At 69.1% G+C, this 23676-nt stretch carries 26 protein-coding genes; 15 read left to right on the forward strand and 11 right to left on the reverse strand.

Going from position 1 to position 23676, the window contains the following annotated elements:
- The first annotated feature begins 136 nt into the window (after nt 1-136).
- Nucleotides 137-1951 (forward strand): BCCT family transporter, encoded by a 1815-nt coding sequence (locus OG801_RS02755; protein ID WP_355021369.1) that lies wholly within the window; start codon nt 137-139, stop codon nt 1949-1951.
- A gap of 43 nt (nt 1952-1994) precedes the next feature.
- On the opposite strand, the gene OG801_RS02760 is transcribed toward OG801_RS02755, so the two are convergent.
- The 4 genes from OG801_RS02760 to OG801_RS02775 are packed head-to-tail and all read right to left on the reverse strand — an operon-like array spanning nt 1995 to nt 5043.
- Nucleotides 1995-2663, reverse strand: coding sequence for a nitroreductase family protein (locus OG801_RS02760; protein WP_406033490.1), 669 nt, complete (start codon nt 2661-2663; stop codon nt 1995-1997).
- Between the two features lie 29 nt (nt 2664-2692).
- Entirely contained in the window at nt 2693-3454 is a 762-nt protein-coding gene (locus OG801_RS02765; RefSeq protein WP_406033492.1) for a sulfite exporter TauE/SafE family protein, read from the reverse strand.
- A complete protein-coding gene (locus OG801_RS02770) occupies nt 3455-4534 on the reverse strand; it encodes an SPFH domain-containing protein (RefSeq protein WP_355021366.1) in 1080 nt (359 codons plus the stop codon). It lies immediately after the preceding gene.
- Nucleotides 4535-4581: 47 nt separating this feature from the next.
- The gene (locus OG801_RS02775; RefSeq protein ID WP_350658947.1) at nt 4582-5043 is read right to left on the reverse strand and encodes an NfeD family protein; all 462 of its coding nucleotides are present in this window, start codon (nt 5041-5043) and stop codon (nt 4582-4584) included.
- A 167-nt stretch (nt 5044-5210) separates the two neighbouring features.
- On the opposite strand from OG801_RS02775, the gene OG801_RS02780 reads away from it, so the two are divergent.
- Genes OG801_RS02780 through OG801_RS02790 form a run of 3 tightly spaced genes read left to right on the forward strand, consistent with a single transcriptional unit; the run spans nt 5211 to nt 6958 of the window.
- Complete coding sequence (locus tag OG801_RS02780; protein WP_355021364.1) at nt 5211-5924, forward strand: hypothetical protein; 714 nt, start codon at nt 5211-5213, stop codon at nt 5922-5924.
- Between the two features lie 9 nt (nt 5925-5933).
- The gene (locus tag OG801_RS02785) at nt 5934-6518 is read left to right on the forward strand and encodes an HNH endonuclease (RefSeq protein ID WP_355021363.1); all 585 of its coding nucleotides are present in this window, start codon (nt 5934-5936) and stop codon (nt 6516-6518) included.
- Nucleotides 6518-6958: an SMI1/KNR4 family protein gene (locus OG801_RS02790; RefSeq protein WP_355021362.1), complete on the forward strand. Its 441-nt coding sequence runs from the start codon at nt 6518-6520 to the stop codon at nt 6956-6958. The genes OG801_RS02785 and OG801_RS02790 overlap by 1 nt, the downstream gene beginning before the upstream one ends.
- A 33-nt stretch (nt 6959-6991) precedes the next feature.
- Here OG801_RS02790 and OG801_RS02795 read toward each other — a convergent pair whose 3' ends face one another.
- Entirely contained in the window at nt 6992-7789 is a 798-nt protein-coding gene (locus OG801_RS02795; protein WP_406033495.1) for an ABC transporter ATP-binding protein, read from the reverse strand.
- Between the two features lie 53 nt (nt 7790-7842).
- On the opposite strand from OG801_RS02795, the gene OG801_RS02800 reads away from it, so the two are divergent.
- Nucleotides 7843-8613 (forward strand): hypothetical protein, encoded by a 771-nt coding sequence (locus tag OG801_RS02800; RefSeq protein ID WP_406033497.1) that lies wholly within the window; start codon nt 7843-7845, stop codon nt 8611-8613.
- A gap of 34 nt (nt 8614-8647) precedes the next feature.
- Nucleotides 8648-9892 carry a phosphoserine phosphatase SerB gene (gene serB / locus OG801_RS02805; RefSeq protein WP_406033499.1) on the forward strand — a complete coding sequence of 415 codons (1245 nt, stop codon included), beginning with the start codon at nt 8648-8650 and terminating at the stop codon, nt 9890-9892.
- Nucleotides 9893-9911: 19 nt separating this feature from the next.
- Here serB and OG801_RS02810 read toward each other — a convergent pair whose 3' ends face one another.
- From OG801_RS02810 to fabG, 3 genes are read right to left on the reverse strand one after another with little or no spacing between them, the layout of a single operon-like run.
- A complete protein-coding gene (locus OG801_RS02810) occupies nt 9912-10418 on the reverse strand; it encodes a histidine phosphatase family protein (RefSeq protein ID WP_355021358.1) in 507 nt (168 codons plus the stop codon).
- Between the two features lie 17 nt (nt 10419-10435).
- Nucleotides 10436-11209: an enoyl-ACP reductase FabI gene (fabI, locus tag OG801_RS02815; protein ID WP_355021357.1), complete on the reverse strand. Its 774-nt coding sequence runs from the start codon at nt 11207-11209 to the stop codon at nt 10436-10438.
- Nucleotides 11210-11211: 2 nt separating this feature from the next.
- Nucleotides 11212-11940, reverse strand: a complete 729-nt coding sequence (fabG, locus tag OG801_RS02820; protein WP_355021356.1) for a 3-oxoacyl-ACP reductase FabG — start codon at nt 11938-11940, stop codon at nt 11212-11214.
- A gap of 140 nt (nt 11941-12080) precedes the next feature.
- Here fabG and OG801_RS02825 point away from each other — a divergent pair, with 140 nt between their 5' ends.
- From OG801_RS02825 to OG801_RS02835, 3 genes are read left to right on the forward strand one after another with little or no spacing between them, the layout of a single operon-like run.
- Nucleotides 12081-12404, forward strand: a complete 324-nt coding sequence (locus OG801_RS02825; RefSeq protein WP_355021355.1) for a DUF3099 domain-containing protein — start codon at nt 12081-12083, stop codon at nt 12402-12404.
- The gene (locus OG801_RS02830) at nt 12404-12598 is read left to right on the forward strand and encodes an acetone carboxylase (RefSeq protein WP_355021354.1); all 195 of its coding nucleotides are present in this window, start codon (nt 12404-12406) and stop codon (nt 12596-12598) included. The genes OG801_RS02825 and OG801_RS02830 overlap by 1 nt, the downstream gene beginning before the upstream one ends.
- A gap of 24 nt (nt 12599-12622) precedes the next feature.
- Nucleotides 12623-13561, forward strand: a complete 939-nt coding sequence (locus OG801_RS02835) for a nucleoside hydrolase (RefSeq protein ID WP_406033500.1) — start codon at nt 12623-12625, stop codon at nt 13559-13561.
- A gap of 102 nt (nt 13562-13663) precedes the next feature.
- Here OG801_RS02835 and moaA read toward each other — a convergent pair whose 3' ends face one another.
- Nucleotides 13664-14683 (reverse strand): GTP 3',8-cyclase MoaA, encoded by a 1020-nt coding sequence (gene moaA / locus OG801_RS02840; RefSeq protein ID WP_406033502.1) that lies wholly within the window; start codon nt 14681-14683, stop codon nt 13664-13666.
- 66 nt (nt 14684-14749) lie between these two features.
- Here moaA and OG801_RS02845 point away from each other — a divergent pair, with 66 nt between their 5' ends.
- A complete protein-coding gene (locus OG801_RS02845) occupies nt 14750-15637 on the forward strand; it encodes an SURF1 family protein (RefSeq protein ID WP_406033504.1) in 888 nt (295 codons plus the stop codon).
- 170 nt (nt 15638-15807) lie between these two features.
- Here the strand turns inward: OG801_RS02845 and OG801_RS02850 are convergent, their stop codons facing one another.
- Complete coding sequence (locus tag OG801_RS02850; protein WP_406033506.1) at nt 15808-17691, reverse strand: ABC transporter ATP-binding protein; 1884 nt, start codon at nt 17689-17691, stop codon at nt 15808-15810.
- A gap of 230 nt (nt 17692-17921) precedes the next feature.
- Between OG801_RS02850 and OG801_RS02855 the strand changes: the two genes are divergently transcribed.
- From OG801_RS02855 to OG801_RS02875, 5 genes are read left to right on the forward strand one after another with little or no spacing between them, the layout of a single operon-like run.
- Nucleotides 17922-19463, forward strand: coding sequence for an ATP-binding protein (locus OG801_RS02855; RefSeq protein ID WP_406033508.1), 1542 nt, complete (start codon nt 17922-17924; stop codon nt 19461-19463).
- On the forward strand, nt 19453-19839 hold the full coding sequence (locus OG801_RS02860) for a roadblock/LC7 domain-containing protein (protein WP_160022665.1): 387 nt from the start codon (nt 19453-19455) through the stop codon (nt 19837-19839). The genes OG801_RS02855 and OG801_RS02860 overlap by 11 nt, the downstream gene beginning before the upstream one ends.
- A gap of 14 nt (nt 19840-19853) precedes the next feature.
- The gene (locus OG801_RS02865; protein WP_160022663.1) at nt 19854-20213 is read left to right on the forward strand and encodes a DUF742 domain-containing protein; all 360 of its coding nucleotides are present in this window, start codon (nt 19854-19856) and stop codon (nt 20211-20213) included.
- Nucleotides 20214-20259: 46 nt separating this feature from the next.
- On the forward strand, nt 20260-20781 hold the full coding sequence (locus tag OG801_RS02870) for a GTP-binding protein (protein ID WP_406036329.1): 522 nt from the start codon (nt 20260-20262) through the stop codon (nt 20779-20781).
- A 33-nt stretch (nt 20782-20814) separates the two neighbouring features.
- On the forward strand, nt 20815-22047 hold the full coding sequence (locus tag OG801_RS02875) for a hypothetical protein (RefSeq protein ID WP_406033510.1): 1233 nt from the start codon (nt 20815-20817) through the stop codon (nt 22045-22047).
- A 3-nt stretch (nt 22048-22050) separates the two neighbouring features.
- Here the strand turns inward: OG801_RS02875 and OG801_RS02880 are convergent, their stop codons facing one another.
- Nucleotides 22051-23649, reverse strand: coding sequence for an ABC-F family ATP-binding cassette domain-containing protein (locus tag OG801_RS02880; protein WP_355021346.1), 1599 nt, complete (start codon nt 23647-23649; stop codon nt 22051-22053).
- Between the last annotated feature and the right edge of the window lie 27 nt (nt 23650-23676).

The raw sequence follows: 23676 nt of genomic DNA on the forward strand, positions 1-23676 counted from the left end.
CAACTCTCGAACCGAGCCGACACAACCAATCCAGAACTCGTTTTCAATCGGCAGCCGCGCCACCCCGGTGAACGGAAGGCAAAGACAGTGCGCGTTAGGGTGCTGTGGTCCCGAACCCAACCGGAAGGACAACAGTGTGACTTCTGAGAAGAAGACAGACAGTCCGAAATCCGCCAACCAGAATCCCTCTGGGCACAACCCCTCTGGCCTCATCAAGTCTCCCACGGGCGAAGTCGTCCCGCACCCCGCGCTGGACCTGCCGATCTCGAGCGAACAGGACCAACGCAAGGGAATCGACTGGGTGGTCTTCGGCATCGCGGCGGCCATCGCCATCGCGTTCATGGCCTGGGGCTTCATCAACACCGACGGCATGGGCAAGGTCGCCGGCGACGCCCTCACCTGGGTGCTGGACAAGGCCGGCTGGGTCTTCGTCCTGACCGCCAGCGGCTTCGTCATCTACATCATCTGGCTCGCCGTCAGTAAGTACGGCAACATCCCCTTGGGCCGTGACGACGAGAAGCCGGAGTTCAAGACGGCTTCCTGGATCGCGATGATGTTCAGCGCCGGAATGGGCATCGGTCTGATGTTCTACGGCGTCAGCGAGCCGATCTCGCACTTCGTCACCCCGCCGCCGGGCACCGGCGAGGCGGGCAACCCCGAGGCCATCCAGCACGCGATGGCGACCACGATGTTCCACTGGACCCTGCACCCGTGGGCGATCTACGCGGTCGTGGGTCTGGCGATCGGCTACGGCGCCTACCGCAAGGGCCGCGTCAGCCTGATCTCCTCGGCCTTCACGCCGCTGCTCGGCAAGAAGACAGTCGAGGGTCCGGCAGGCAAGGCGATCGACATCTTCGCGATCTTCGCGACCCTGTTCGGCTCCGCCACCTCGCTCGGCACGGGCGCGATCCAGATCGAGAGCGGCCTGCAGATCGTGGCCGGGCTCGGCGAGGTCGGCAACAACGTCCTCATCGGGATCATCGCGGTCCTGACCGTCTGCTTCGTGATCTCCGCGGTCTCGGGTGTGGCCAAGGGCATCCAGTGGCTCTCCAACATCAACATGGTGCTGGCCCTGCTCCTGGCGCTGTTCCTCTTCGTGGTCGGCCCGACGGTCTTCATCCTCGACCTGATCCCGACCTCGCTCGGCACCTACATCGGCGACCTCGCCCAGATGTCGGCCCGCACCGGTGTCGGCGGCGAGGAGACCTCCGCGTGGCTCGGTTCCTGGACCGTCTTCTACTGGGCCTGGTGGATCTCCTGGACGCCGTTCGTCGGCATGTTCATCGCGCGGATCTCGCGTGGGCGCACCATCCGGCAGTTCGTCGCCGGCGTGCTCCTCGTCCCGAGCGCCGTCAGCGTGATCTGGTTCTGCATCATGGGCGGCACCGCCATCGACCTGCAGCGTGACGGCACCGTCGACATCGCCGGTCTCGGCGGGGTCGAGTCGCAGCTGTTCACCACGCTCGACCAGTTCCCGCTGGCCACCGTGATGAGCATCCTGGTCATGGTCCTGGTGGCGATCTTCTTCGTCTCCGGAGCCGACGCGGCCTCGATCGTGATGGGCACCCTCTCCGAGCGTGGCGCCGAGGAGCCGAGCCGGCCGACGGTGGTCTTCTGGGGTGTCGCGACCGGTGTCGTGGCCATCCTGGGTCTGATCGCCGGTGGTGCGGATGCGTTGTCAGGTCTGCAGACGATCACGATCGTGGCGGCACTTCCGTTCGTGGTGATCATGGTCGGGCTGGCGGTCTCGCTGCAGCGCGACCTGGCCCATGACCCGCTGATCGTGCGTGGTCAGTACGCCGCGGAGGCGGTCGAGCAGGCCGTCATCACCGGCGTCACCGAGCATGGTGACGACTTCGCGCTCGCGGTCGTCGAGGACGACCACAGCAACGGCGGCGAGCCGGCCTCGGCCGACGGCACCGCCACCGCGGTTCCTGCCGACAAGGCCTGATGAGACACTGCAGCTGATGGCGGGGTCCTCCGGGACCCCGCCATCAGTCGTCTGTCAGCGGGGTCCCGGCGTAGGTCTCCAGGGTGACGAACTCCTCGACCGGCTGCCTGCGCAGCCTGGTGAGCTGCTTGACCGGCTTGCCCAGTGGGACGACCGCGGCGACGGCGTAGCCCTCAGGGGCGCCGAGCAGCTCGAGGAGCGCCGGCTCCTCGGCGGCCACCATCGTGGTGATCACCCCACCGAAGCCCTCGTTGCGCGCCGCGAGGAGCGTGTTCCACACCAGCGGATAGACCGAGGCGCCGGAGACGACACCCACCCGGCCCAGCTGGGAGTCGATGGAGGCGACCGCGCCGAGGTCGACCAGGAAGACGAGAACCACCGGGGCCGTACGCAGCGGCTCGGTCATCGCGTGCGGGACCCGGGTCGCGGCGATCTGCTCGTCGGTCACCGCTGTCGGGTGCACCGTGTTCCACGGCATCTCCCCCGCATTCTGCTGCGCCATGTACCTGCGGGCGCCCGTCGCGGTCAGCTCGACCAGACGCTCGCGGGTCTCCTGGCTGCGCACGACCACGACGTGGCCGCCCTGCCGGTTGCCGCCGGAGGGCGCGAACCGGGCGTTGTCGAGGATCCTGGCGAGGATCTCGTCGGGCAGCGGGTCGTCGGTGAAGTCGCGTACGGCATGGGTGGTCCGCATCGCCTCGTAGAGCTCCATGGCTCCATCCCAGCAGACTCAGCGCGGACTCAGCCCACCAGGAAGGCGACCAGCGCGGTGATACCGACCACGACGATCACACCACGGAGCACGTTGGGCGGCAGCCGGCGGCCGATCCTGGCACCCAGCAGACCACCGATCGTGGCGCCGACAGCGATCAGGGCGGCGATCTTCCAGTCGACGTCGGCAACGAGGGCGAAGATGAGCCCGGAGATGCCGTTGGTGATGGCGACCAGGACGTTCTTGAGCCCGTTGAGACGCTGCAGCGTCTCGGCGACCCCGATGCCGATGATCGCGATCATCAGCACGCCCTGAGCGGCACCGAAGTAACCGCCGTAGACGCCGAGCATCGCGATCGCCGGCCAGACCCACCAGCGCTCGCTACCGTCGTCGGGCAGGTCGCCGTGCCGTTTGGCGACCCAGCGGGAGATGCGCGGACCGGTGATCACCAGGACCACACCGAGCCCGATCAGCACCGGGACGATCGCCTCGAAGGCACCCGGCGGCAGCACCAGCAGCAGGATCCCGCCGACCGCGCCACCGATGAGCGCCGCGACCCCGAACCGCAGGATCCGTCCGCGCTGCCCGGAGAGCTCGCGACGGTAGCCCCAGGCACCGGCCAGCGAGCCCGGCACCAGGCCGATCGTGTTGGACACGTTGGCGACGACCGGAGGTACGCCGAAGGCCAGCAGCGTCGGGAACGTGATCAGCGTCCCCGAACCGACGGCAGCATTGATGGTGCCCGCCCCCACCCCGGCGATCAGGATGAGGGCGGACTGAAGTGGATCCACCTAGGCGGTCGGCTCGGCAGGAGGCTTCGGCCGGTTGGGGGCCTCGGCCTGCTTGGCCTCGGCGAGCGCCTCCTGGACGGCCGCGGCCGCGGAGGACTGCTCGAGGTCGACCGTCGGCTCGGCCGAACCCATGTCGACGCGCTTGACGGGGCCCTCGACCTCGTCCGGGATGCCCTGGAGGCTGTTCATCGTCGAGCCGAGGCCCTCGAGGGCCTTGCCGATCTCGCTCGGGACGATCCACACCTTGTTGGCGTCGCCCTCGGCGATCTTCGGCATCATCTGGAGGTACTGGTAGGCCAGCAGCGACTGGTCGGGACGACCGTCGTGGATCGCCTGGAAGACGGTCTGGATGGCCTGGCCCTCACCCTGGGCGCGAAGGATCGCGGCCTCACGGTCGGCCTGCGCCGCGAGGATCTGCGACTCGCGCTGACCCTCGGCGTTGAGGATGGCGGACTGCTTGTTTCCCTCGGCGGAAAGGATCGCGGACTGGCGCTGACCCTCGGCGGTGAGGATCGCGGCGCGCTTGTCGCGGTCGGCGCGCATCTGCTTCTCCATCGCGTCCTTGATGGACATGGGCGGGTCGATCGACTTGATCTCGACGCGCTTGACCTTGATGCCCCAGCGGCCGGTGGCCTCGTCCAGGACGATCGAGAGACCGGAGTTGATCTGCTCGCGGCTGGTCAGCGTCTCCTCCAGGGTCATGCCACCGACGATGTTGCGCAGGGTGGTCATGGTGAGCTGCTCGACGGCCTGGATGTAGTTGGCGATCTCGTACGTCGCCGCCACCGGGTCGTTGACCTGGAAGTAGATGACCGTGTCGATCGAGACGGTCAGGTTGTCCTCCGTGATCACCGGCTGCGGTGCGAACGCTACGACCTGCTCGCGCATGTCGATCATGTAGCGCACCTTGTCGACGAACGGGATCACCGCGTTCAGGCCGGGGTCACGCTTCGACTGGAACTTGCCGAAGCGCTCCACGATGCCGACCCGCGCCTGCGGGATGATCTTGATCGTCTTGGCCAGCGTGGTGATCACCAGCACCGCCAAGATGACCAGAAGGGCCAGGATGATGCCACCCATTGCCAATCAGTCCTTGTCTATTCGTTGTGCGTCAGGTTGCCCGGAAACTACGGAGTCCCGAGCTCCGGAAGAGGATGGACGTACGCCGTCGCTCCTCTGATCTCGAGCACCTCGACCGGCGTGCCGGCCGCGATCACGAGCGTCTCGTCATACGGCTGAGCGGTCCAGAGCTCGCCGTCGAGCTTGAGCTGCCCAGGCTTGTGGGCGCTGATCTCGACGGGCGAGATGGCCTGGACGCCGATCAGCTTCTGCGCGCCGATCTGGATCTCCGGGCCGTTGTGGAGCCGCCTGGCCAGCCCCGGGCGTACGACCGCGAGCATGGAGACCGAGACCGCCAGCGCGACGATCGCCTGGATCACGAAGCTGTCGGTGAACGCGCCGGTCAACGCGCCCGCGAAGGCGCCGGTGGCGAGCATCAGCAGGATCAGGTCGAGGCTGAAGAGCTCTCCGACGACGAGCAGCGCTCCGAGTGCCGTCCAGATCGCCCAGTCCCAGTCCTGCCAGTCCATGGCGCCACCCTAGCGGCACAGTGTTCGTCACGTGGGGATGTTTTCGCACCGGCGTGCGCACTGGAATTCAGTCGCGTCGTTCCGACGATTACCGGTAGCGTTCCGCATCCCCCAGGAGCCGAGTTCCTGGGCTTCGATCCGGGCGAATCTTTCGGGAAGGTGCATGCATGGGGATGACGATCCCGGCCGAGCTGGACTATGTCCTCGATCTGCTCGGCTACGAGTGGCCGAACGTCGATGAGGATGCGGTCCGCGACGCCGCACATCTGGTTCGGGAGCTCGAGGCTGATGTGCGAGACACGCTGGATCGGCTCGAATCTCGGATGATCGAGCTTCAGGAGGGAGCCAAGTCGAAGTCGGTCAACGCACTGATCCAGGCGTACGCCGACAACCGCACCTCGAATCTCGACCAGTTGCTGGATGCGCTGCCCGAGGTCGCGTCCGGCATCGACATCATGGCGGATGCAGTCGTTGCGCTGAAGGCCAAGGTCATAGCCGAGCTGACCATCACAGCGGCGCAGATCGCCGCCGCCGCGGCCACCGCGGTGGTCACCGCTGGCGCCAGCCTGGTGGCCAACGCGGCGATCATCGCCGCGCGGAAGAAGGCAATCGACATCGCCACCGACATCGCGATGGACGAGCTGATCGGCCAGGTCACATCGATGGTGATCGAACCACTCACCGGCACGATCACCGACTTCGCGACCATGGCCATGGAAGCACCGCTGGTGACCAGCGGTGACGAGGTCGCCGGCATCGAGCTCAGCTTCGACCTCATGGACCAGATCGCCGAGGCCATCGACGACTGTGGCCAAGACCAGCTCGAGATCGGCTACACCTTCGCCGCCCGCCTCTCAGCGCTTCCGCTGTTCGCCTCCTGAGGAGCTCAAGTGTCCGACAAGCTGAACGACGTCGTCGAAGACGTCCGCGAGACCGCGGTACGCACGCTGCGTGATGTCATGGTGAGGCTGGCCGAGCGCAAGCGCAAAGAGGCCGACAACCTCCGCGACAACGCGAACCAGCGACGTGACCAGGACGACGATCTCGCGAACACCGTCCCCCAACGATCGGTGGACTCCCGTGGACGCGTGATCCCCGAAGGCGTCCAGCGGCTGCCCAGCGGGAAGCTGCCCTCGAACTGGCACCACGCCGGAAAGGTCTATGACGGTGACCGCTGGACCGCGGAGCTGAAGAGGAAGTACCCGAACGGAGTCCGCTTCACCGACGACGGCTATCCCGACTTCTCGCCCTACGCGGAGAAGACGACGAAGATCACTCCGCACTTCGACGGAAACCACACGACCGACTTCTCCACTGCCGATCGCGCGGCCGGGGTCACCGCGCGCCACCGGCGGGAGAACGAGCTCACCTGGCACCATCACCAGGACGGCACTACGTTGCTCCTCGTACCCAGAGAGATCCATGACGCTGTTCGGCACGCCGGCGGCGTCGCCATCGCGAAAGGACGCTCCTAGTGACGTCACTGACCTATGAGGAAACGTTCCCGGCCGCTCCGGCCAGCAGGTTGGAGGAGCTCGAGCAGCGGCTGGGTGCCCGGCTCCCCGAGCCGTACCGCGCCTACCTGGGCACGCAGGACGGTGGCGCACTGGAGGGCTACAACAACCACGGCATCGAGATCATCCTTGGGATCGGCGAGGTCCCCAGGTGGTCGAGTCTGTGGCATCTCCTCGACAAGGAGAGCGACGTGCTTCCGGCCGGTTTCATCCCGGTCGGCAGCGACGCCGGCGGCGGTCTGTTCCTGTTGGCCGTAGCAGGGGTCGACCGCGGCTCGGTCTGGCATCAGAGCAGCGAGACCGACGTCGACGCAACAGGTGCGATCAGCCCGGTTTCGCGGGAACGGCTGGCCGACTCGTGGGACGACTTCCTGTCCTCGATCGAGCCGCTCGAGCAGTAGTCGGCGGCCTGCCAGCCCTTCGCGTACGCCGACTCAGCGGGTGTGGCGCGCGCGGCGTTTGGCCCAGTAACGGCCATCGCTCGCCTCGAGCTCGAGCGGCATGCCGAAGGTCTTGGAGAGGTTGGCCGAGGTCAGCGTGTCGTCGATGAGCCCCTGGGCCGTGATCCGGCCGGAGCGCATCATCAGGACATGGCTGAAGCCGGGCGGGATCTCCTCGACGTGGTGGGAGACGAGCACGGTCGCCGGGCTGTCGGGGTCGTAGGCGAGCGTCGACAGCGTGGAGACGAGGTCCTCGCGGCCGCCCAGGTCGAGCCCGGCGGCGGGCTCGTCCAGGAGCAGCATCTCGGGGTCGACCATCAGCGCCCGGGCCAGCTGGACGCGCTTGCGCTCGCCCTCGGACAGGGTGCCGAACATTCGCTCACCGAGGTGCTTGATGCCGACCTCGATCAGCAGCGCCTGGGCGCGGTCGTGGTCGAGGTCGTCGTATTGCTCACGCCAGCGCCCCACCACGCCGTACGAGGCGCTCACCACGACATCGCGGACGAGCTCGTGGCGCGGGATCCGGTCGGCCAGCGCGGCGGAGGTGAGGCCGATGCGCGGACGCAGCTCGAAGACGTCGATCCGGCCGATCTGCTCGCCGAGGATCTTCACGACGCCCGACGTCGGGTGGAGCTGGGCCGCGGCGGCCTGGAGCAGCGTGGTCTTGCCTGCGCCGTTGTGGCCGAGGATGACCCAGCGTTCATCCTCCTCGACCACCCAGCTCACAGAGTCGAGAAGGGCGTTGCCCCCGCGGCGTACGGTGACGTCGTTGAACTCCAGCACGGCTGCCATGGCGGCAAATCTATCGGCAGGGGTCGGCTGGCTCGGGGTTAGGGTAGGCCGCTGTGAGTGTCGACGAACCCGAGTCGCTGGAGACCACCCCCGAGGCCCTGCGCGTGGCCTGGTGGGTGACGGCATGGCTGCGCGGCGAGGCAGTCACCGACCTGGTGCTCGATGCGGTGATCGGGCCCGACGCGACCCACACCGTCAGCGGGCTGGCCATGCTCGGGCTCGGTGGCACCGAAGGGGTCGCGGACACCTTCGTCAGCGGGATGGGACGGCTGCGTACGGAGGGGGCGACCTGTGTCGGGGTCGCTTTCCCTGCCGAGGGCGACCCGGTCGGGCTGGGCGGACCCCGGGCCTTCAACACGGCCGCGATGGAGGCCGGCGAGGCGGTGGTGAGCGACGCCGGGATCGGGCTCGTGCCGGTCCGGGTCGGCGCGGTCGTCGAGTGGCAGGCGTACCCGGCCGAGCGCCGTCAGCTCCCCGACGTCGGCGAGGCCGACCGGGCCCTCCGGCTCGCACTGACCGAGTCCGCGACGGCGCTCGCCGAGCTCGACGTCGCCCGGTGGCGGCCCGAGGTCGCCGACCGGCTGATGAACCTCCGCCACCGGCCCTCGCTGGCCGGTGCTCCCGGGGTGCCGCCGCGGTGCGTGGAGCTCGCCGCCCGTGGCGTACAGGCCCGGGAGATCGTCGCGGTGGCGCTCGAGGACGAGGGCGGTGCCGTGTCCGCCGCGGAGATGCTCCTGCGTCGAGAGGCGCTGGTCGGCCTCGACCGCGCCGCGCGGAGGGCGCTCACCGCGGCCGGATCGCCCGAGGTGTGGCCGCCGAACTGAGACGCGGGCGCCGGCTCCACTATCCTTTGCAGCGATGACCGAGGAATTCGACGCGCTCGAGCGCCGTCCCGACACCCTGCTGATCACCCTCGCCGGAAACGACCGTCCCGGGCTGACCTCGGCCACTCTGGCGACGCTCGCGTTGGCAGGGGTCGACGTGGTCGACCTGGAGCAGATCGTGCTGCGGGCGCGGCTCGTGCTCGGGCTCCTGGTGACCGCGCCGGCCGACGCGGCGAGCACCGACGCGCTCAAGCACGCGATCGAGGAGACCGCCCACGCTCTCGACATGACCGTCGAGATCGAGGAGGGCGTCGGCGACACCCCGCGGGAGCCTGCCGACCGCGCCCGGGTGACGGTGCTGGGCCTCCCGCTGAAGGCGGCCGCGCTCGCGTCGGTGACGCGGACGATCGCCTCTGCCGGCGGCAACATCGACCGGATCATCCGGCTGGCCCGCTACCCGGTCACCGCCTTCGACCTGCACGTCTCCGGCGCCTCTCCCGACGAGCTGCGCGTCACGCTGGCGGCCGAGGCCGCCGCCCAGGGCGTCGACATCGCGGTGCAGCCCGCCAACCTCGTCCGCCGCGGCATGCGCCTGATCGTCATGGACGTCGACTCGACGCTGATCGACGGCGAGGTGATCGAGATGATCGCCGCCCACGCGGGCTACGAGAAGGAGGTCGCCTCCGTCACCGAGGCGGCCATGCGCGGCGAGCTCGACTTCGAGGACTCGCTTCGGGGGCGGGTGAAGTACCTCAAGGGTGTTCCCGCGACCGCGTTGGACGAGGTATACGCCGGGCTGCAGCTCAACCCGGGAGCGCGGACGATGGTCCGCACCCTGCGCCGCCTCGGCTACCGCTTCGCCATCGTCTCGGGCGGGTTCTCACAGATCACCGACCGGTTGGCCGCCGACCTCGGCATCCACTACGCCCGCGCCAACGAGCTCGAGATCGTCGACGGCGTACTCACCGGCGAGGTCGTCGGCGAGGTCGTCGACCGGGCCGGCAAGGCCCGCGCGCTTCGAGAGTTCGCAGCCGAGATCGGCATTCCCGAGGCCGCCACCGTCGCCATCGGCGACGGCGCCAACGACCTCGACATGCTCGCCGCCGCCGGCCTCGGCATCGCCTACAACGCCAAGCCCGCAGTACGTTCGGCCGCCGGGACCGCCATCAACGTCCCCTACCTCGACACGATCATGTATCTCCTCGGCATCTCCCGCGAGGAGATCGAGGCCGCCGACGCCGAAGCCGGCATCGTCACCCCCGCCCCGCCCCTCATCTGAGAGCCCGTCGACTCGGCCCTCAGGCGCGCGCGACGTGGAAGGCGGTGACGGAGGCCCCGGCCTCGTCCAGCTCGGACCAGTCACCGTCGTAGGTGAGTACGGCGACGGCGGCGGTCGGGAAGCCGAGGGCGAGCTCGTTGCCGGCCTCGTCGTCGCCCTCGCCGTCGTCGAGGAGCTGCACGAGCGAGAACACGGTCGGGTTGTGACCGATCACCACGACCGTCGAGATGCCTTCATCGACCCCGCGGACGAGGTCGAGGGCGGTGGAGGTGCCAGCGGCGTACAGACCCTGGTCGTACTCCGCCAGCGTCAGGTCCCACGACGCCCCGACCGCGACGTCCTCCCAGGTCTGGGTGGCGCGGTCGGCCGCCGAGACCAGCACGTAGTCCGGGACCACGCCCTGCTCGGCCAACCACGCCCCCGCTGCGACCGCGTCGGCATGGCCGCGCTCGGTCAGCTGGCGCTCGTAGTCGGTGGGTGCCGACGACTCCGCCTTGGCGTGCCGCATGATGACGAGGGTCCGCATGCGGCAACCCTATGGCCTCACGCACCCAGCGAGTGATAGCCCCCGTCGACGTGGATGATCTCGCCGGTGGTCGCCGGGAAGAAGTCCGAGATCAGCGCGCAGACGGCCTTCGCGGTCGGGGCCTGGTCGGTGTTGTCCCAGCCCAGCGGCGCCCGGCTGCCCCAGCCCTCGTCGAGCTCCTCGAAGCCCGGGATCGCCTTGGCGGCGAGGGTCTTGAGCGGACCCGCGGAGACGAGGTTGCAGCGGATCCCGTCGGGACCGAGGTCGCGGGCGAGGTATCGCGAGGTCGACTCGAGCGCGGCCTTGGCGACACCCATCCAGTCGTACGCCGGCCAGGCGATCGTCGCGTCGAAGGTCAGCCCCACGATCGACGAGCCCGGAGACAGGAGCGGCCGGGTCGCCATCGCGAGGGACTTCAGCGAGTAGGCGCTGACCTGGACCGCCTGGGAGACGTCTTCCCAGGGACCGTCGAGGAACTTGCCGCCGAGGAGCGTCTGCGGGTTGCCGTACGCGATCGAGTGGACGACCCCGTCGAGCCGCTCGACGCCCTCGGCCCGGAGCGCGTCGGCGAGGCCGTCGAGGTGCTCCTGGTTGGTCACGTCGAGATCGAGGACCGGCGGCTCCTCGGGGAGCCGCTTCGCGATCCGCTTGGTGATCGACAGCGCGCGGCCGAAGTTGGAGATCAGGACGCGGGCGCCCTGCTCCTGGGCCACCTTGGCGACCGCGAAGCCGATCGAGGAGTCCATCGTGACCCCTGCGACGAGAACAGTCTTGCCGTCCAACAAACCCATGATCAGTGCCCCATTCCAAGTCCGCCGTCGACCGGGATCACGGCCCCGGTCACATAACCCGCATCAGCCAACCACGTCACGGCCGTGGCCACCTCGTCCGGTGACGCGTAGCGCCCCAACGGCACCCGCTCCGTGATCGCCTTCTGCTGCTCATCGGTGAGGACCGCAGTCATCTCGGTCTCCACGAACCCCGGGGCGACCACGTTGGCGGTGATCCCCCGCGAGCCGAGCTCGCGAGCGAGCGATCGGGCCATGCCGACCAGCCCGGCCTTCGACGCCGCGTAGTTGACCTGGCCCGGGTTGCCCATCAGCCCGACGACCGAGGAGATGAAGATGATCCGCCCGCGGCGCAGCCGCAGCATGCCCTTCGAGGCACGCTTGGCAAGCCGGAAGGACGCGGTCAGGTTGGTGTCGATCACGGAGGTGAAGTCTTCCTCCGACATCCGGAGCACGAGGGTGTCCTTCGTGATCCCGGCATTGGCGACGAGGACCTCGACGGGTCCGTGGGCGGCCTCGGCGGCGGCGTACGCCTCCTCGACGGCGGCCGGGTCGGTGATGTCACACACCAGGTCCAGGGCCCCTTCCGGAGCCCCGCCCTTGCGGGAGGTCACGGCAACGTTGTCGCCGTTGGCGACGAAGGCCTCGGCGATCGCCCGGCCGATGCCGCGGCTGCCGCCGGTCACCAGCACCGAGCGCGGTGCCTTGGTTGTGGGGTTTTCACTGTCAGTCACAGGCGCGACGGTAGCGATTACTTCGGCGTACGACCAATGTCTTGGATTTGCTTGTGAGAACCATCCAAAGTCCATCGGAGCGCCCCTGTTGGGACCACACCATTGACCGGGTGCCATCGGCCACGACCTAGACTGGCGGTATGTCCAAGGCGCAACCGATCAGGATCACCACAGCCGGCCGTAGCCGCGCCGAGGACATCGCGATTCGCCAGAAGCGCTACGCCATCTCGATGTCGATCCGTTCGCTGTGCTTCATCGGTGCCGTGATCGCCGGTCTGGCCGGTATCGGCTGGCTGTGGCCGATCCTGATCGCGGCGGCTCTGATCCTGCCCTACGTCGCGGTCGTCATGGCCAACGCGACCAACACCAAGAGCGACGAGATGAACCTGATGGACTCGCCCTACGGCCCGCGCCAGCTCACCAGCGGACGCGAGCAGCAGCTGCGCGAGAAGGACGAGGACTGATGGGCGCGCTCGACTCCGACCTGTGCTCGGCCAAGGGCTGCCAGGACTCCGGTTCGTGGGAGCTGCAGTGGAACAATCCCAAGATCCACACGGCCGACCGGCGTAAGATCTGGCTTGCGTGCGAGACGCACAAGGAGTCGCTCAGCGACTTCCTGGGCGCGCGCGGATTCCTCAAGGACGTCGTCCCTCACTAGCTGTTCCCCCGGAGAGGTCGTGCGATGAACCCGATCCCTGTGCTCCTCGATTGCGACCCCGGCCACGACGACGCCATCGCGATCCTGCTGGCGCTGGGCAGCCCGCACATCGACCTGCTCGGCATCACCACCACGTTCGGCAACTGCCGGGTGGAGAAGGCGACCTACAACGCCCAGCGGATCTTGGCGCTGGCCCGCCGGCCCGATGTCCCGGTCGCCGCCGGTGCCGCCGGGCCGCTGGCCGGCGAGACCCACATCGGCGACTTCATCCACGGCGCGACCGGGATCGACGGGCCCGACCTTCCCGAACCGCTCGCTCCCCCTGCCGCAGTCGGGGCGGTCGAGTTCCTGCGTACGTCCCTCCTGGCCGCCCCGGACCCCGTCACCGTCGTCGCCACCGGACCGATCACCAACGTCGCGGTGCTGCTGCGCGACCATCCCGAGGTCGGTCCGAAGATCGCCGAGATCGCCTTCATGGGCGGCTCGACCGAGCGCGGCAACACCACGCCGGCCGCCGAGTTCAACGCCTACGCCGACCCCGAGGCGCTCGACCTCGTCCTCACCAGCGGCCTGCCGACCCGGATGGTCGGGCTCAACCTGTCCCACCAGGCGCTCGCCACTCCGGAGGTCGTCGCGCGGATGCGGGCCATGGATCATCCGGTCGGCCGGGCGTGCGCCGACCTGATGGGCTTCTTCGGCGGCACCTACTCCGACGTCTTCGACTTCGCCTCTCCCCCGGTCCACGACCCCTGCACCATCGCGGCCCTCATCGACCCCGGCCTGATCACCTGGCACAAGTCGTTCGTAGCTGCCGAGACCGCGGGCCGCTGGACCCGCGGCGCCACCGTCGTCGACCTGCACGGACGCCTCGACGAGCCGCCCAACGCCCAGGTCGCGATCACCCTCGACGTCGAGGGGTACTGGGACCTCGTCCTGGACGCCGTCGACCGCGTCGGCAGCTGACCTGCCGAGAGGTCAGGTACGTCGGCCGAGGCGTCGCTCCCGCTGGCCGAGGCGTCACCGCAATGACGTCTCGGCCGACGCGAGTGACGTCTCGGCTGGTGGCTAGCCGCCGATGGCGCTCATCGGGCGGTCGGGCTGGAGGAAGCCGAGGTCGTCGATGCCGTGGCCGGCGCGCTTGCCGGCCATGGCGGTGACCCACCGGGCGGCGAGGTCGGCGTCGGAGGCGCCGGCACGAAGCGGCGTACGCAGGTCCGACTCGGAGCGCGCGAACAGGCAGTCGCGCACCTGCCCGTCGGCGGTGAGGCGCACCCGGTCGCAGTCGCCGCAGAAGGGGCGGGTGACGGAGGCGATGATGCCGACCTTGGCCGGGCCACCGTCGACGTGGAAGAGCTCGGCGGGAGCACTGCCCCGGGGCTCCTCGGCGGGCGTCAGCTCGAAGGCCGCCGACAGCGCCGCCAGGGTCTCGTCGGCGGTCACCATCTTGTCGCGCGACCAACCGTGCTGCGCGTCGAGAGGCATCTGCTCGATGAACCGCAGCTCGTAGCCACGCTCGACCGACCAGCCCAGCAGCTCGGCCGCATGGTCGTCGTTGACGCCCCGCAGCAGGACCGCGTTGATCTTGATCGGTCCCAGGCCGGCGTCGGCCGCGGCCTCCAGCCCGGCGACCACGTCGGCCAGCCGGTCGCGACGGGTGATCTCAGCGAAGATCTCCGGCCGGATCGAGTCCAGCGACACGTTGACCCGGTCGAGCCCGGCCTCGGCGAGGGACCCGGCCATCTTGGCCAGCCCCAGCGCGTTCGTGGTGATCGAGAGCTCCGCCTCGGGAGCGACCTCGCGGGTGCGTGCGACGATCGAGACCAGCCCGCGCCGCACCAGCGGCTCGCCACCGGTGAACCGCACCTCGCGTACGCCGAGCTGGCCGGTGGCCACGCCGATCAGCCGCACCACCTCGTCGTCGGTGAGCACCTCGTCGCCGGGCAGCCAGTCGAGCCCTTCCGCCGGCATGCAGTAGGTGCACCGCAGGTTGCAGCGGTCGGTCAGAGAGACCCGCAGATCCGTCGCCACCCGGCCGAACCGGTCGACGAGCCTCTGCTGGGTCTGATCTGTCGGGGAGGTCGTCATCACACCAGTCTAGGCAGGCTCGACCCGGATCGTGAGTGAGGACCGCATGCCAGTTAGTCTCATACGGTGAGTTCGTTCCGTTTCCTGCTCAGCCGACGCTGGGCCGGTTTCACGGTGTTCGTGCTGATCCTGGCCTACGGAACCTGGTGGCTGGGCCAGTGGCAGTTCGACCGTCTCGAGGACCGCAAGGCCAGCAACCAGATCGTCCGCGTCAACGAGGACGCCGAGCCCGCGCCCGTCTCCGACGTACTGGCCCCGGGCCAGAAGGTCGCCGAGAAGGACGAGTGGCGGCGGGTGACGGCGACCGGGACCTACGCGGTCGACGACACGATCATCTGGCGCTACCGCACCCCCGACGACGCGAAGGGTGTCGACATCGTCGTGCCATTGGTGCTCGCCGACGGGAGCGCGGTGCTCGTCGACCGCGGCTGGCTACAGACGGAGTCGCAGGACGAGTTCGAGGACCTCCCGGCGCCGCCGTCGGGTGAGGTCACGATCACCGGCTGGGTCCGCGCCGACGGCACCGGCGACTCCACCGACGTCGCCCAGGTCGACGGTTACCACGCCACCCGCGCGCTCTCCTCGACCCAGGTCGCGCAGGTGGTCGACGAGCCGCTCCTGACCGGCTGGCTCCACCTCGACACCGAGTCCCCCGAGCCCGCCACCCAACTGCGCCAGGCCGACCTGCCCGAGCTCGACAACGGCCCCCACTTCTTCTACGGGCTGCAGTGGTGGTTCTTCGGCGTCCTCGCCATCGCCGGCTTCTTCTACCTGATGTACGACGAGCGGCGCACCCAGCGCCAGGACCACCCTGCACAAGACGATGACACCGCCGACGGCGACGAGCCGGCCGATGAGCGCGCCCGCAAGAAGGCCGCCAAGCTCGCCCAGAAGCAGGCCGTGAAGGCGGCCTACCAGGCGGCGTACGAGAAGGAACGCAGCGGAAAGACCTGACCGCCCAGGGCCTGTTTGAGAACTCGGAAGGCGCCGGCCAGACGCCGCCCAGCGCACGCCCTGGCGGCGTTGCCGCCTCTCAACAGACGCCCGGTATGCCATCGAGGCGGCGCCTTGCCAGGCCGCACGCTGGACGACGTCTGGCTCGGCGCCGAGTTCTCAAACAGGCCCTAGCGGCGGAACTGCGTCTCGTAGAGCTCCGCGTAGAGCCCACCGTCGGCGAGCAGCGACTCGTGGGTACCGGACTCCACGACCCGTCCGTCCTCGACGACCAGGATGCGGTCGGCGGCGCGGATGGTGGAGAGCCGGTGGGCTATGACGATGGACGTACGTCCCTCCAGCGCGGCGTCCAGAGCGGTCTGAACCGCGGCCTCGGACTCGGAGTCGAGGTGGGCGGTGGCCTCGTCGAGCACGACGATGTGGGGCGCCTTCAGCAGCAGCCGGGCGATCGCGAGCCGCTGGCGCTCGCCGCCGGAGAGTCGGTAGCCGCGGTCGCCGACGACGGTGTCGAGGCCGTCCGGGAGGCCCTTGATGACGTTGGCGACCTGGGCTGCCTCCAGGGCGGCCCAGATGTCGCCGTCGGGGGCGCCGGGGCGGGCGTAGAGCAGGTTGCCGCGCACGGTGTCGTGGAACATGTGGGCGTCCTGGGTCACGTAGCCGACCGCGGCCTCGAGCGACTCGAGGGTCACCTCGCGTACGTCGAGGCCGCCGACCTCGACCGACCCGGAGCGTACGTCGTAGAGCCGTGCGATCAGGTGGGTGATCGTCGACTTCCCGGCACCGGAGGGTCCGACCAGGGCGACCATCTGCCCCGGTTCGGCCACGAAGTCGATGTCGGTCAGTACCTCGCGCACCTCCCGGCTCTCCGGGCGCGCGATCGTCTCGAGGGAGGCGAGCGAGACCTCGTCGGCACGCGGGTAGGTGAAGGCGACATGGCGGAACCGCACGGACGCGGCGTCCGCCGGCACCTCGACCGCGTCCGGCTTCTCCTTGATCAGCGAGGGCAGGTCGAGGACCTCGAAGACGCGGTCGAAGCTGACCAGCGCGGTCATCACGTCGATGCGTACGTTGGAGAGCGCCTGCAGCGGCCCCAGCAGCCTCACCAGCAGCAGACCGAGCGCGGTCAGGGTGCCGAGCGTGACGTCGCCCTGGATCACCATCCAGCCGCCGACGCCGTAGACCAGCGCGGTCGCCAGCGCCGGCACCACCTGCATGGTCGCCCCGAACAGGCGGGTCAGCAACGCGATCCGGATCCCCAGGCGGCGTACGACATCGGCTCGCTCAGCGAAGGCGGCGTCCTCCTCCTCGCGACGGCCGAAGAGCTTGAGCAGCAGGGCGCCGCCGACGTTGAACCGCTCGGTCATCGTCGTCGCCAGCGCCGCGTTGCCGTCCATCTGCTCGCGGGTCAGGCCGGCCAGCTGGCGGCCGACCCAGCGCGAGGTCAGGAACAGGATCGGGAACAGCGCGAGGCACATCAGCGTCACCTGCCACGACAGCACCAGCATCGCCGCGCCGACCACGACCAGCGAGATCAGGTTGGAGACGCTGTTGGACAGGGTCGAGGTGAAGGCCCGTTGCGCGCCGAGCACGTCGGTGTTCAGGCGGCTGACCAGCGCGCCGGTCTGCGCCCGGGTGAAGAAGGCCAGCGACTGGCGTTGGACGTGGCCGAAGACCTGGGTGCGCAGATCGAAGATGAGTCCCTCGCCGATGCGGGTCGAGAGCCAGCCCGAGACGATCCCGAAGCCCATGTCGACCACGGCCACCAACGCCATCGCCGCGGCGAGCCAGACCACGAGCGAGACGTTCTGCTCGAGCACACCGTCGTCGATGAGGCGCTGGGTCAGCAGCGGGGTCACCACCACGAGCGCGGCGTCGAAGACGGTGAACACCAGGAACGCGCTGATCAGGGCGCGGTGAGGCCCGGCGTAGGAGATGACGCGCTTCAGCGTGCCCTTCGGCAACCCACGCTGGAGAACCGTCCGGTCGGCACGCAGGTTGCGCATGATTCCGCCGCCGCCCATCGCCCCGCCGCCGGCACCGAAGCCTGGACCCATTTGTGACACCCCGTCACCTTAGTTCGCCCGGCGATGTTCGGCCGCTTCGGGATGGTTCGTCGAAATATGGTCAAAATCACCTCGGGTAGGTGACCAAGCGCTCTGTTGGTGGTATGAAGTGGAGCGCGTGTGTGCGCCGGTCTCCGGGGGCTGGATCAGGATTCGTCCAGACCGCCCTGAACCCGCGGGTTCATGCCCTGACTGTTCACCCCCACACCAGGTGCCCTGACATGACCCGACCACTCCCGGCCCGACTCCACCGAGCCGGTCCATGGTTCTGCAGTACCGCGATCCTCCTCTTCGTCGCGCTCTCCCCCGTCATCTTCGTCACCGCCTCCGGTGACCAGTGGTTCTGGCCGTGGATCCTCGCCGGCGTACCCGTCGTCGCGCTCACCCTGTGGCTCACCGCGATGGCCTACGACACCACCCCTGCCGAGGCGTCAGCCCGGTCGACCGAGGCGTCAGTCCCGTCGGCCGAAGAGTCGGACGCGCAGGCCGAAGCGTCACTTGCGTCGGCCGAGTGGGCACCGGATGACACCTCGGCCGACGCGAGTGACGTCTCGGCCGACGTACCTGACCTTTCGACCGACGCGGGTGACGTCTCGGCCGGCGTACCTGACGTCTCGGCAACGCGGGGCGGGGATGCCGGGATGCGGGTGGCGGTGCTGTCGCTGTCTCGCAAGGTGCAGGCGTCGGCGCACCGGATCCAGGAGGAGTCGACGCGGATGGTGGCCAAGTTCCCGGCGGAGCCGGACGTGCTCGAGGCGGGGATGCGGGTCGACCATGCGGCGGCACAGCAGGCGCGGCTGGCGCAGAGCATCGCCACGCTGTGTGGTGAGCAGCCCGGGCAGCACTGGCGTGACCCGCTCGCGATCGCCGACGTCGTACGTGGCGCGGCGGGCCGGATCACGGCCTATCGCCGGGTCCGGGTGGAGGGCGACCCGCCGGTCGCGGTCCAGGGTGCGTACGTCGAGCCGCTGATCCACCTCGTCGCCGAGCTCCTCGCCAATGCGACCCAGTCCTCGCCGCCGGCGACGGCGGTGCTGGTCACGATCCGTTCCGTACGCCGCGGCGCTGCCCTCGAGATCGACGACGCGGGCGTCGGCATGGACGAGACCAACCTGGCCTGGATGCGCGAGATCGCCTCCGGCACCCGGCAGGTTCGCCTGCACGACCTCGGCGAGATCCCGCAGACCGGCCTGGCGGTGGTCGGCACCTACGTACGCCGTCACGGGTTCCGCGTCGACCTGACCGAGTCCGTCCACGGCGGCCTGCGGGTCGCGGTGCTGGTCCCCGAGGCGATGACCACCCCGCTGAGCCCGGCCGCGCTCGAGCCGGTCGCGCCGCGTACGCCGACATCGACCCCCATCCCCGCAGCGCTCCTGACGAAGGCTCCCAAGGCACCACCCCCGTCAACGGCCCCGCCGCCGGCCTGGCCCGTCCACAGCACCCCGAACGCACCCGATCCCGTGCCGGACCACGAACCCCGCGAGCCGTCGCTGTTCACCTCCGACGGCTTACCGCAGCGCCGCTCGAAGCGCGGCCAGCGCTTCGCGACCGGACAGCAGCTCGCGGCGAGCCAACCCGTCCCGGCGCGCCCCGAGCCGACAGCCGAGCAGGCGGGCGCCTGGATGAGCAGTTTCCTCAGCACCCCGGCCACGCCCCCGGCCGGCACGACCATCCCGCACCAGGCCGTCGAGCCCAAGGACGACAGCACCGCCGCGGAGACCGATTCCGCACCCGAGAACCACTGGAGGAACCATGACCGATGAGAACAGCTGGATGCTGGAGCTGGTCGCGGGAGTACGCGGCGTACGTCATGTCGTGGTCCTCTCCGCCGACGGGCTCGTCCGGGTCCGCACGAGCCACACCCCGCGTGAGGAGGCCGACAAGCTGGCCGCGGCGTGTGCCGGACTGACCTCGCTCGGTCATGGGATCAGCCGTCAGTTCGGCGCCGACGCCCACCCCCGTCAGGTGATGGTCGAGTTCAACGGCGGCTTCCTGTTCATCCGTGGCGCCGGCGACGGCTCCCGCCTCGCGGTGGTCACCGAGATGAGCATCGATCCGGCGCTGGTCGCCCAGCAGATGCAGGCGACCGTCCTGATGCTCGGGGAGCGCGCGATGAGCACCCCGAGACGTTCGATCTGAGCCGATCCGAGCCGATGCCCGACGCTTCTGACGACTACGTCGACCACCCGATCCGGTCCTACGTCCGGACGGGTGGTCGTGCCCGTCCGACCCATCGGCTGACACCTGCGACGCTGCTGATCGGCCACACCAGCCCGGCGGCCACGGACTCGTCGGTGGGTCGTCAGGAGCGCGAGGTCCTCTCCCAGTGCCTCGGCGTGATCTCCATGGCCGAGATGGCCGTCCATCTCGGCCAGCCGGTCAGCGTCTTGGCGGTGATCGCCTCGGACATGATCGACGCCGGCCTGATCGGCGTACGTCCCGACAGCGACGCCGCCGCCGGCCCCTCCCGCGAAACCCTCCAGAAGGTCCTGCATGCTCTCAACCACCTCTGACGGCAACCACTATCTGGCGCCGACGGTCGTCGAGTCGGTCAAGATCCTGGTGGTCGGCTCCTTCGGAGTCGGCAAGACCACGCTGATCGGCTCGGTGAGCGAGATCGAGCCGCTGCGCACCGAGGAGACGATCACCCAGGCCAGCGAGGGGATCGACGAGGTCGCGGCGACCCCGGAGAAGACGACGACCACGGTCGCGATGGACTTCGGCCGGATCACCCTGACCGACGAGATCGCGCTCTACCTGTTCGGCACCCCCGGGCAGCGCCGCTTCTGGGACCTGTGGTCCGGCCTCGCCGAGGGTGCCGCCGGCGCTCTGGTCCTGGTCGACACCCGCCGGCTGGCCGACTCCTTCGAGGTGCTGGACCAGCTCGAGACGCGTACGTCCCTGCCGTTCGTGGTCGCGATCAACCAGTTCCCAGGCGCGCCGAACTACGAGCCCGACCAGATCCGCACGGCGCTCGACCTCGATGACGAGACCCCGATCGTGGTGTGCAACGCCAAGAACCGCAACGCCTGCGTCCGAGCGCTCGCCGCGCTCGTGCGCCACGCCCTGAAGACGCACTGACCCCCGATCCACGACCGACAGGCACTCCTCGCGATGACTCCCACCCGCACCGTACGGCTCGCCGACCTCACCGACCTCGTCCAGGCGCCCGAGACCGTCGGGCCTCGGGCGAGAGAGGTGCACCAACGGCTCCGGGCCGAATGGGGCCCGGTCGCCCCCGGCGAGCTCTCCCCCGGCGTACGCCTCTGGTTCGCGATGGGCTATGCCGAGTTCAGCGAGGTCATCCGCAACGAAGAGGTCTTCTCCCGCAACGGCGACAACTGGAGCGCGGTGCAGGAGGGCAAGATCCTGCCGGACATGCCGATCTATCCCTTCGTGACCACTCGGCAGAACTCCTTCCACAACGACGGCGAGCTCCGCCGGCGGCTGCGCTCGCCGGTCGACCGGGCGCTCTCGCGGGTCGACGAGCACGGCTACGCCGCGAAGGTACGCAGCATCTGCAACGACCTCGTCGACGACATGCTCGAGCGCGGCGAGGCCGATCTGGTCCAGGACTACGCCGTCCTGATCCCGCTGCTGTCGGTCGCCGCGATGTTCGGCATGGGCCACGAGGTCGGCGACTCGATGCGCAAGGCCGCCCACAAGGTCCTCGGTGGCGGCCAGCTCGCCCAGGAGGGGGTCATCGAGCTGGCCGTGGAGATCGTCGACCACATCGCCAAGCGCCGCAGGGAGCCCCAGGACGACGTGACGTCACACCTGATCGACGACCCGGGCCTGTGGGACGACAACGAGGTCATGGAGGCGATGATCGTGATGATCATCGCCGGCAACGAGCTGACCATCGCGACCATCACCCAGACCCTGCTGCTGATGCTCTCCGACGAGCGTTTCGCCGGTCGGCTGCGCGGCGGCCGCCTCGACGTCGACCAGGCGATCGAGGAGGTCATGTGGCGCGACCCACCCTGCTACAACATCACCCCGAGGTTCGCGCTGCGCGACGTCGAGCTCGGCGGTCAGCTGATCCGTAGGGGCGACGCCGTGGTGCCGTGCATCGCGGCCGCCAACGTCGACCCGCTGATGACCGGCGGTGACCCGTGGCTGGAGATCGGCAACCGCGCCCACATGTCGTGGAGCGCCGGCCCCCACTCCTGCCCCGCCCAGCGGCCGGGCACGATCATCGTCCAGGCGGCCGTACGCACCGTCCTGGAGCGCCTCCCCGAGGTCTCCCTCGCGGTGCCGGCCGACCAGGTCGAGCGCAACACCGACTCGCTCTCCTACCGCTACCCGACCTCGATGCCGGTGACGTTCGTCCGCACGCTGACCTGAGGGTCAGGCGAGCGAGACCAGGTCGGCGTACTCCTCGTTCCACAGGTCCTCGACGCCGTCGGGGAGGATGAGCACCTTGTCGGGCTCCAGCGCGTGCACGGCGCCCTCGTCGTGGGTGACCAGCACGATCGCGCCCTCGTAGCGGCGGATCGCGTTGAGCACCTCCTCGCGGGAAGCCGGGTCGAGGTTGTTCGTGGGCTCGTCGAGCAGGAGGACGTTGGCCGCGGAGACGACCAGGGATGCAAGCGCCAACCGGGTCTTCTCACCGCCGGAGAGCACCCCGGCCGGCTTGTGCACGTCGTCGCCGCTGAAGAGGAAGGCACCCAGCACGGTGCGCGCCTCGGTATCGGTGAGCTGCGGTGCCGATGACTGCATGTTCTGCAGCACCGACCGCTTGGTGTCGAGGGTCTCGTGCTCCTGGGCGTAGTAGCCGACCTTGAGCCCGTGACCGGGCACGACCTGCCCGGTGTCGGGCTGGTCGACGCCGGCCAGGATGCGCAGCATCGTCGTCTTGCCGGCGCCGTTGAGCCCGAGGATGACCACGCGGGTGCCGCGGTCGATGGCCAGGTCGACGGCGGTGAAGACCTCGAGCGCGCCGTAGGACTTCGAGAGGTCGTTGGCAGTGAGCGGGGTCTTGCCGGACGGCGCGGGTGAGGGGAACTTGATCGAGGCGACCTTCTCCTGCTGCCGCTCCCCCTCGACGCCCGCCATGATCTTCTCGGCGCGCTTGAGCATGCTCTGCGCGGCGGTCGCCTTGGTGGCCTTGGCGCGCATCTTGTTGGCCTGGTCGGTGAGCGTCTTGGCCTTGTTCTGCGCGTTCATCAGCTCGCGCTTGCGCCGGGCCTCGTCGGTCTCACGCTGGGTCAGATACTGCTTCCACGGCATGTTGTAGATGTCGATCACCTCGCGGTTGCCGTCGAGGTGGAAGACCTTGTTGACCGTCTGGGCGAGCAGGTCGTTGTCGTGGGAGATCACGATGAAGCCGCCCTTGTAGGACTTCATCCAGTCGCGCAGCCAGATGATCGAGTCGGCATCGAGGTGGTTGGTCGGCTCGTCGAGGATCAGCACCTCGGCCGACGAGAAGAGAATGCGCGCCAGCTCGACCCGGCGTCGTTGACCACCGGAGAGCGTCTTCAGCGGCTGGGTCATGATCCGGTCGGGGATGCCGAGCGACTGGGCGATCTGCAGGGCCTCGGTCTCGGCCGCGTAGCCACCGCCCGCGTCGAGCTCGTCATGGGCGCGCTGGTAGCGCTTCATCGCCTTCTCACGGACGTTGGGATCCTCGGATCCCATCTCCTCCTCGGCGATCCGCATGCGGCGTACGGCATCGTCGAGACCTCTTGCGGAGAGGATGCGGTCCTTGGCGATCACCTCGGGATCACCGACCCGCGGGTCCTGGGGCAGATAGCCGATCTCACCGGTGTTGGACACCGTTCCGGAGGCAGGCAAGTGGTCGCCGGCGAGCACCTTCGTCAGGGTCGTCTTCCCAGCGCCGTTGCGGCCTACGAGCCCGACCTTGTCGCCGGGTCCGACTCGGAATGTGACGTTCTCCATCAAAAGTCTGGCGCCGACGCGGACTTCTAGGTCATGGGCAGTGATCATCTCCGTCACTAGTGTATGGGCGGGGCA

It is taken from the genome of Nocardioides sp. NBC_00163 (assembly GCF_045206295.1).
In the GTDB taxonomy this organism is placed as follows: domain Bacteria; phylum Actinomycetota; class Actinomycetes; order Propionibacteriales; family Nocardioidaceae; genus Nocardioides.

Excerpts from the sequence above, each read along its gene's own strand:
- OG801_RS02760 (WP_406033490.1), bottom strand. The coding sequence starts at position 2,663 with ATGGAGCTCTACGAGGCGATGCGGACCACCCATGCCGTACGCGACTTC.
- OG801_RS02770 (WP_355021366.1), bottom strand. The coding sequence starts at position 4,534 with ATGGGTGGCATCATCCTGGCCCTTCTGGTCATCTTGGCGGTGCTGGTG.
- OG801_RS02775 (WP_350658947.1), bottom strand. The coding sequence starts at position 5,043 with ATGGACTGGCAGGACTGGGACTGGGCGATCTGGACGGCACTCGGAGCG.
- OG801_RS02780 (WP_355021364.1), top strand. The coding sequence starts at position 5,211 with ATGGGGATGACGATCCCGGCCGAGCTGGACTATGTCCTCGATCTGCTC.
- OG801_RS02795 (WP_406033495.1), bottom strand. The coding sequence starts at position 7,789 with ATGGCAGCCGTGCTGGAGTTCAACGACGTCACCGTACGCCGCGGGGGC.
- serB (WP_406033499.1), top strand. The coding sequence starts at position 8,648 with ATGACCGAGGAATTCGACGCGCTCGAGCGCCGTCCCGACACCCTGCTG.
- OG801_RS02810 (WP_355021358.1), bottom strand. The coding sequence starts at position 10,418 with ATGCGGACCCTCGTCATCATGCGGCACGCCAAGGCGGAGTCGTCGGCA.
- fabI (WP_355021357.1), bottom strand. The coding sequence starts at position 11,209 with ATGGGTTTGTTGGACGGCAAGACTGTTCTCGTCGCAGGGGTCACGATG.
- OG801_RS02825 (WP_355021355.1), top strand. The coding sequence starts at position 12,081 with ATGTCCAAGGCGCAACCGATCAGGATCACCACAGCCGGCCGTAGCCGC.
- OG801_RS02830 (WP_355021354.1), top strand. The coding sequence starts at position 12,404 with ATGGGCGCGCTCGACTCCGACCTGTGCTCGGCCAAGGGCTGCCAGGAC.
- OG801_RS02835 (WP_406033500.1), top strand. The coding sequence starts at position 12,623 with ATGAACCCGATCCCTGTGCTCCTCGATTGCGACCCCGGCCACGACGAC.
- moaA (WP_406033502.1), bottom strand. The coding sequence starts at position 14,683 with ATGACGACCTCCCCGACAGATCAGACCCAGCAGAGGCTCGTCGACCGG.
- OG801_RS02850 (WP_406033506.1), bottom strand. The coding sequence starts at position 17,691 with ATGGGTCCAGGCTTCGGTGCCGGCGGCGGGGCGATGGGCGGCGGCGGA.
- OG801_RS02855 (WP_406033508.1), top strand. The coding sequence starts at position 17,922 with ATGACCCGACCACTCCCGGCCCGACTCCACCGAGCCGGTCCATGGTTC.
- OG801_RS02860 (WP_160022665.1), top strand. The coding sequence starts at position 19,453 with ATGACCGATGAGAACAGCTGGATGCTGGAGCTGGTCGCGGGAGTACGC.
- OG801_RS02865 (WP_160022663.1), top strand. The coding sequence starts at position 19,854 with ATGCCCGACGCTTCTGACGACTACGTCGACCACCCGATCCGGTCCTAC.
- OG801_RS02875 (WP_406033510.1), top strand. The coding sequence starts at position 20,815 with ATGACTCCCACCCGCACCGTACGGCTCGCCGACCTCACCGACCTCGTC.
- OG801_RS02880 (WP_355021346.1), bottom strand. The coding sequence starts at position 23,649 with ATGATCACTGCCCATGACCTAGAAGTCCGCGTCGGCGCCAGACTTTTG.